Here is a 7,814-nt window from a genome sequence, read left to right as displayed (position 1 = left end):
CTGTACTGATCCACGCCATCCTCTACCAAGGTCTTCAGTTTTTCCTGTATTTCATCAAAGGTTCCAAAAAACTCATGTCTTTTTGTTACAAAAGACGGTCTGATATCCGGAAGAATGTTTCCCAGACAAAATGCCTTTCTGTGTGACTGAAGACTCTCAGAAACCGTCATCTGATCAGCCAGATATCTGGCCAGCAGTATATGTGATTTTTTCCTCAATTTCGTATTCTCTCTTTCATAAAAAACAGTTTACTGCAACCACTGTTCACTATAACAGAAAATCTCAGCTTTTACAAATAAAGTTTTTATAAAATCTGTAAACTGTTTTTTATTTGCATGTCCGGAGCTTTTGATATACATTCGCCAAAACTGCCGGGGAAACAGCTCTGTTTCCTCCCGGCAGTTATTCAAAATATCACGGATTACAGTTCTGACAGGGAGAATAGCCCTTTTGTACCAGCTCATCCCTTGTTCCCGTCATCTCCATTTTGTTTTTTTCTTTCATCTGATTTACACTGTGACAGTCCGGACGGTGAAATTTGCCTGTATTCACATTAAGGATATAAGTAGCCTCAGCTGCGCTTTTATCTGTGAAAGTCTCCTGTTCTGGAGATGAAAACGTTTCTTCTGTTCCCGCGCTGAGTTCCGGACTTTCCTGCGCAGAAAAGTCCTCTGTTTCCTCCCAGCTGTCTCCGGTACTGTAATCAATCCCCACTCCCGGCTGGACATTATAGCAATATACATTAAAAAGAACTCCTTGACCGCCGTCCTCTACAGACTGTGCTTCCATCTGAACGCCTGATGCCACCAGATCATCGCCGTTATATAAGGGAGTCACTCTGTAAAGCACATGGTTTCCGGTTTCGCGGATATAGTCTGCAGTCATATCCTCAAAAGGCAGCATTCCTTCTACATTCATATACCTGGTCCCGGTGATCAGATTTTCTTCATTGGCGTTTTCCCCGGTAAGCTGATAGCCGATCAAATGACATCTGTTATACAAATACTTTCCATCTACACAATCGTATTTCTGAGTATGCCAGCCGGACGGGCGAACCTGCCCGATCTTTCCCCGTTCCTCTGTGGGCATCAGCTCCTGTCCTATATTTGCAAAAGCAGCTCCGCATCTTCCCAGTGAATCCAGTTCACTGTAGCTTTCAAAAGATTCCAGAGCAAGATCTTCTTCTGTAAATTCCGGAACATTGTCATTGAGTACTGTATAGGCACTTCCTGTATAAGAAGGAACAGAAGCCAGATCCACCGCTCCATAAACCGTTTCCGGCATCCACAGGTTCCCTGCCGCGTTTCCTGTCAGCAGACCCACAGACAGTATGACGGAAACCAGAATTTTCTTTAAGTTTTTCATTATACCCGCTCCTTTATGTAAGATTTTACAGTTTTTGCCATTTCGCGACAAAATCTCTGCAAAAATCCTATCATAGAAGCAGATATTTTGCAATGCATTGGTTCCATAACCGCAAAAAGGGGTACGGAACATTTCCGTACCCTGCTTTTTACTCTAATAGACCACTGAACACATATCCTGTCTGGCCTTCATAATCAATCTGAATCCAGTCGCCTTCCTGGCCTGTTTTTTCAACCTGAGTTCCCTCGTCCAGACCACCGATAATCTCTGATTCATCACTGGCTTCCGCTCTGACATTACAGCCTTCTGTAACTGTCATAGTACTGCCGCTCTGTGAATCTGCAGCTGCCGCATCCTCTCCCAGTCCGTTCAGGAATTCTGCAAGACTGCTGTCTTTCTGCTGTGCCGCATCATATTCTGCCTGTACCTCTGCTCTCAGCTTCTGTACATCCTCATTATTCAAAAGGTCTTCCATATAAGAAGAAACTTTTGTATTCTGATCTGCCGCGCCCAGAATTTTATACTTCCCGTCACTGTCTTTTACAACATAGGCATACCCCAGCGAAGGTACCGGTGTGTCAATTCCACTGCAGATATAACTGTAACAGGTATATACTACATAAGAATTATCGTCCAACCCCTTTTTCGTATAGACACTGCCCGGTTCATAAGCTTCAATATAATCCTTGGCATTCGTGATCCTGCTCTCATCTGCTGAAGTCAGATCACTGACCAGAGTTTTTAACGTTGCAATATCTCTTTCCCCTAAAGCCTTGTAGTAGCTCTGCATAAATGCAGTAATGTCTGCATCGCCTTTTTCCAAGGGATTCATGTCTTCTTCTTTATTTCCGTCGTTTGTCTCCCCATCATCTTCCGGAGAAGAAGGATCATTTCCCTGGCTGTTGTCCTGAGCTGTTTTCTGTTCTTTATCAGAAGCACCCTTCCCGCTTCCAACACAGGCACGTACACCAAAGAACAAAACAGCTACGATTACCAGAATAGCGCCGCCAAGCATAAAATAGCGGAGGTTATCTGATAACCATTCCCTGAAATTATCCAAGTTCTTGTCCTCCTTAAATTACAACGCGCCGGAACATCCCCAGTTCCGCGCAAATACACCTGAAGGGAATCGAACCCCCGCACATGGTACCGGAAACCACTGCTCTATCCACTGAGCTACAGGTGCTTTTTACTGTCTGAACCCTTTTTGCGCTCTGAATTTTCTATAAAAATGCTTATTTTTACGCATTTACCAGATATACTCAGAACGGCCTCTATATTGTTTTATGTGTATTTAAAGTGTTAATCAGTCGCCATTACCCCCTTACTGCCATCACCAATTTTAATTCTATAATGGGGAAACTATGGGGAATATTAAATACACATCCCATTATGACGAGGAAAGATCATTGTCTTTTCATCACTAACATATTATAAGTGGTTCAACACGATATATATATTACCACATTATTATTCAAAAGTAAAGTTTTTTCTTTTTTCTAAGCAAATCAGGCAATTTAATGGTTACTGTTCAGGGATCTCCTGAAGCAGGTATGTTCATGCATTGGCAAAGCTAATCAACACTTTCGAAAATTCTGAATTCCATTTTTCCGGCTGTTAAAATTATGGCTGCAGTTTCCGGAAATACTATCGGCATGAAGCACAGGGAAGCCAGAATAAGCTTTCTCGGATTTTTGATCATGATTTTTCCGTAAAGCGCCTCGCAGAAATTACCTGTTCCGGATTCCCCGTATGCATTTCCCTTTTATTCAAATTATTTTTTCAAAGGCTTCATCCGGAATAACGAAGTGCATCAATCGGTTTTTTTCGCGCTGCTTTATTGGCAGGATAAAGACCGAATATCACCCCGATCAGAAGAGAAAATATCACAGAGATTCCGGTAACCTTGATATCCATATAAAAGTTCATAGAGCCTTCCATAACTTTTCCGATTATTTTCAGAATCACAAAGGAGCTGCCGATTCCTGCCGCACAGCCCATCATACTGACTATCAGAGTCTCCATAAGGAACTGCATCATAATTCCTCCCCTTCCTGCTCCGATCGCCTTTCGGATACCGATCTCTCTGGTCCTTTCGGTAACAGACACCAGCATGATATTCATAATGCCAATCCCGCCTACCAGAAGAGAAATGGCTGCAATTCCTCCGATCATCAGAGACATGGTGTCATCCACGCCCTCCATAGCACTCATAATCTCAGACTGATTGATGACGGAAAACGCATCCTCGTCTCCGGACAGACGCTCAAGCATGATCCTTTCCACGGCTGTTTCGGCCTGATCCATAGATTCCTCATCTGCTGAAGATACATAAAACTGTGTGATGTCCAGCACATTGTCGGCTATTCTGGTAAGCGTAGAATAGGGAATGTATCCTTCCAGGGTCTCAGTTTCTGTCTCGTCATCGGAAGAACTTCCTGCCATAGACTGTGCTGAAGTAAGCGAAGAATTTTCGTCCGAAAGAACACCTGCAACCAGAAAGCTTTTTCCATCCAAAGACAAGGCTTCTCCCACTGCATCTTCTCTTCCAAAAACTTCTACTGCCGTATCCGCACTGATGATCACTACCAGAGAATGATTATCCAGATCTGTCTGCTTCAGGGTTCTTAGTGACGAGAGTTCCAGATTCATAATATCAAAATAGCTTCCTGTTGTTCCGGTAATGTTCATGGTTCCGCTTGTATATCCGCTTTTTGCGGTAACAGAAGTTCTTCCGTATGGCGCAGCCGCCTCCAGCGCCTCATCATCCATAAGCTCATGAAATTCACTTAACCGTATGGGATTTTCTTTATCATCTGTCACTCTTACCGTCAGGTAACTGGAGCCCATATCCGAAATCTGTTCTGATACAGAAGAGGACGCCCCGTCTGCAATAGAAACAAGTACGATCAACGCCGAAACACCGATAATGATCCCCAGCATAGTAAGAAAAATACGCAGTTTATTGGCGCAAACTGCTGCCCAGGACATCTTACAGGTCTGCCATATCATGTTGTCACCTCATCCACATGTCCGTCCCGGATCCGTATCATTCTCTCAGCCTCCTGTGCCACCCCATTATCATGGGTGATCAGCACAATGGTATTTCCGGCTTCGTGAAGCTCATGAAACAGATACATGATCTCCTGCCCGGTCCTGCTGTCCAGATTCCCCGTTGGTTCATCCGCAAGAAAAAGAGAAGGCTTCGTCACCAGTGCTCTTGCAATTGCCACTCTTTGCTGCTGACCTCCGGAAAGTTCCGTTGGACGGTGGTGCATTCTGTGAGACAATTCCACCTTTTCCAGTGCTTTACGGACTCTCTGTTTTCTTTCTGCTGCTTTGACTCCCTGATACAGAAGAGGAAGCTCCACATTTTCCTCTGCCGTAAGCTTGGGCAGAAGATTAAAATTCTGAAAGATAAACCCCAGCTTATGATTGCGTATCCTGGCCAGTTCTCGTTCTGAATACTGCTCAATAGAAATCCCGTCCAGTATATATTCACCTTCATCTGCCACATCCAGACAGCCAATAATATTCATCATTGTAGATTTCCCGCTTCCTGAGGGACCGATAATACTTACAAACTCTCCCTCCTGTATGCTCATACTGGCATGATCCAGAGCATATACCGTTTCATCTCCAATGGTATATATTTTTGAAATCTCTTTCAGTTCTATCAACTCACCTTCACCTACCTCTCCATAGGGCTTCCATTTCCGCCGCCCATATTGCCGCCGCCCGGCATATTTTCCATATCTCCCATATTTCCAAACTGACTGAAATCGGGCATTTCCATATCTCCCATATCATTGCCCGGCATACTGAAGCCTGTATCAGAAGAGGTATTTCCGCCGCCGGTTTTCTGATAATAAACCACATCACCTTCCGAAAGCCCCTCCGTGATCTCTACATTTTCTCCATCGGAAAGACCCGTGGTCACCTGCTGTTCACCGGAAAGATTGCCTTCGTCATCCTGCTCTGTATAAACAAAAACTTCCTCTCCCCGTTCCTGCAGGGCATTGACCGGAATGGTTACAATATTTTCTTTTTCCTCAATTGTAATAGTTGCAGATGCATTCATTCCCGCTTTCATTTTTTCATCTTTTGGAACGGTGATCTCCACTGTATACTTGGCCACACCGCCACTTGCAGAAGCTGTATTACTTACCTTCGTCACAGTTCCTTCAAAGGTTTTGTCCTCTATAGCGTCAAAAGTAACGTCAGCCGTCTGTCCCTGCGTTACGGAATTGATGTCAAGCTCATCCACACTTACCGAAAGCAGCATAGAAGTATCTCCTGAAATGGTAAAGGCTGTAGTATCTGTGCTGTACTGGGAGTCTGTATCTGTCTGCGTTTCCACCTCCTCTGACTGCCGGGTATCTGAAGTCTGCGTTTCGGTACTGTTCCCGCCGGAAGCGTTTCCACTACCGGTTATTCCGGTGGACGTACTGCCTCCACCCTGGGTATTTCCTGTGTTTTGTGTCGTTTCCGTATCATTGTCCTGAGTTCCTGATGGCGCCTGGCTTTCTCCGTCTGTAATTCCGTTTTCCTCTTCCTCCTGTGTATCAGAGCCGGAATTTTCTGTATCATTCTGGGAGTCTTCAGGATAAGTAGAGCCGCCTTGATTTCCTTCCGTGCTTCCGGAATCATCTGAGGAATCCCCGGGTTCTTCTGTACTGCCCTCTGTTTCCGGAAAAGTAATGGTAAAACTCAGTGTACTTCCATCAGAAGAAAGCGACACCCCGGACAGAACTCCGGATATTACCTGGTTCACACTGTCTGCAGCAAACTGATACCCCTCCCCTGCATAAAGCGTAACGGCTGCCTGATAAATTACCGCCGGCTGAAAGGTACTGTCCCCCGGATTCCAGGATATGGTTCCTGTGTAACTGTTATCCGAGGAAACAATCTGTGTCTGGGGGCTTCCTCCTGTTCTTGGAACAGCAATCCCCAGTGTCTGCGCATTTCCCGTCGATGTATCTGCCATACTCAGATAAATCGTCTGCTTCTCAGGCTGAGAGGGTGTTTCTTCCATATTTTCTGTGTCATCAGTAAAAATCTCTGCTGTTTCGTCTGTGTCTGACACATTTACGACGCGAACAGCAGATTTACTTGTGTAAGACATCTTTGATATCTGAATTCCACTGCTTTTCGTGCAGGACAGGTTTACTGTCTGAATGCCGGACACTTTTGTGTACGACATATCAGATACCTGAACCCCATTGCTGTCTGATGTTGCTGAAGAATCAGAAGTGCCTTCATCAGAAACATAAATCTCTTCGATAGTACCATCCATATCTGCAGTAATGGTTCCTTTTTTGCAAGATTCAGAAGCTCTGTCAAAGTCTCTGCCAGTGCCTCTCTCTGTCCGTAAAGTGCTTCATAACTTGCTGTGATACCGTCTTCGTCCAGCGTCAGAAGCGTGTCTCCGCTGTCTACCGCCTCATCCTCAGATACATTTACCTCAGAAATACTTCCTGCAGTTCCTGTTACCTGCAGCGGCTGGTGGATATAGATGGTTCCTGTGCCAATACTGTTTCCTTCCTCATCTGTTACTGTGGCAGTATCTCCAAGTCCCACTCCGCTGTCCGTCATGGTAATGGTACATTCGTTGTCAGACACCTTTTCCACGGTTCCTTCCACCTGTATTCCGGAAGACAGGGTTACAGTCACCGTATCTTCCTCTGATGGAACCAAAGCAGGATCTGTCAGATCCACAGCCATTTTTCCGTCAACAGAAAGAACAAGAAGTGCACCATGCTCCAGCATACAGGAGGTTATGTTCTCTCCCTGACTTATATATATTTTCTTTACACGGCCGTCCACGGAAGCAGAAATGATCTCGTCGTCTGTATCTTCCTGTAATTCTGCAATCTGTTGATCCAGTACTTTGATTTTTTCCTGTACCTCTTCCATTGCCTCATAAACAGAAGAAGAATCTACTTCCGCCAGAACGTCTCCACTGGAAACATGATCGCCGCTTTCTACCTTTACCTCTGATACAGTAATTCCGGACGGAATCTTCAAGGCGACCGGGGTATCTGCTTCCAGATTTCCTGTTCCCACAATCGTGTTGGAAATTGACCCTGTTTCTGCCGTCACCTTTGTAGACTCTACTGTTTTTTCCGGTACAGACGATCTTTTTCCTGACTGATATTTCCAGTATACCCCGCCTGTTGCAACAGATACGGTAAGGGCAACCGCTGTACCGATCACAATCTTCTTTTTTCCGGCAGCCTTTCTTTTTTTGAAACAGCTTCCGGTTTCACTTCTTTCCTTTCTGAATTTCATTACCGACCTCCTGCTGATTTTTTTACTTTTACAGTTTTTCCGGATTTTTTGTTTCACAGGCTCTCCATTCCACTGTGGAGGATGCTCCGGAACAGTCTGCACTATCTTCATAAACCACTGTAGTATAGAATAAATTAAATCTCTACTATATATTTTGA

At 44.7% G+C, this 7,814-nt stretch carries 7 protein-coding genes and 1 tRNA gene; all 8 read right to left on the bottom strand.

Annotated elements, in window-relative coordinates:
- A partial coding sequence (locus QVP40_RS07835) for a zinc dependent phospholipase C family protein (RefSeq protein WP_288200392.1) occupies window positions 1-218 on the bottom strand: 218 nt, incomplete at its 3' end.
- 196 nt (window positions 219-414) lie between these two features.
- Entirely contained in the window at window positions 415-1,365 is a 951-nt protein-coding gene (locus tag QVP40_RS07830) for a DNA/RNA non-specific endonuclease (RefSeq protein ID WP_022067911.1), read from the bottom strand.
- A gap of 148 nt (window positions 1,366-1,513) precedes the next feature.
- Window positions 1,514-2,425, bottom strand: coding sequence for an SH3 domain-containing protein (locus tag QVP40_RS07825; protein ID WP_022067910.1), 912 nt, complete (start codon window positions 2,423-2,425; stop codon window positions 1,514-1,516).
- A 54-nt stretch (window positions 2,426-2,479) separates the two neighbouring features.
- Window positions 2,480-2,551 (bottom strand) — tRNA-Arg (locus QVP40_RS07820).
- A gap of 605 nt (window positions 2,552-3,156) precedes the next feature.
- Window positions 3,157-4,377: an ABC transporter permease gene (locus tag QVP40_RS07815; protein WP_022067909.1), complete on the bottom strand. Its 1,221-nt coding sequence runs from the start codon at window positions 4,375-4,377 to the stop codon at window positions 3,157-3,159.
- Window positions 4,374-5,045 (bottom strand): ABC transporter ATP-binding protein, encoded by a 672-nt coding sequence (locus tag QVP40_RS07810; protein ID WP_022067908.1) that lies wholly within the window; start codon window positions 5,043-5,045, stop codon window positions 4,374-4,376. Before QVP40_RS07810 ends, QVP40_RS07815 begins: the two co-directional genes overlap by 4 nt.
- Before the next feature lie 11 nt (window positions 5,046-5,056).
- Window positions 5,057-6,490, bottom strand: a complete 1,434-nt coding sequence (locus QVP40_RS07805) for an efflux RND transporter periplasmic adaptor subunit (RefSeq protein WP_288200391.1) — start codon at window positions 6,488-6,490, stop codon at window positions 5,057-5,059.
- Window positions 6,491-6,531: 41 nt separating this feature from the next.
- A complete protein-coding gene (locus tag QVP40_RS07800) occupies window positions 6,532-7,656 on the bottom strand; it encodes a biotin/lipoyl-binding protein (protein ID WP_022067906.1) in 1,125 nt (374 codons plus the stop codon).
- Between the last annotated feature and the right edge of the window lie 158 nt (window positions 7,657-7,814).

This window comes from Blautia sp. CAG:257 (genome assembly GCF_000433815.1).
Taxonomy (GTDB): Bacteria; Bacillota; Clostridia; order Lachnospirales; family Lachnospiraceae; genus Blautia_A; species Blautia_A caecimuris.
This window is presented reverse-complemented; position numbering and strand designations above follow the sequence as displayed.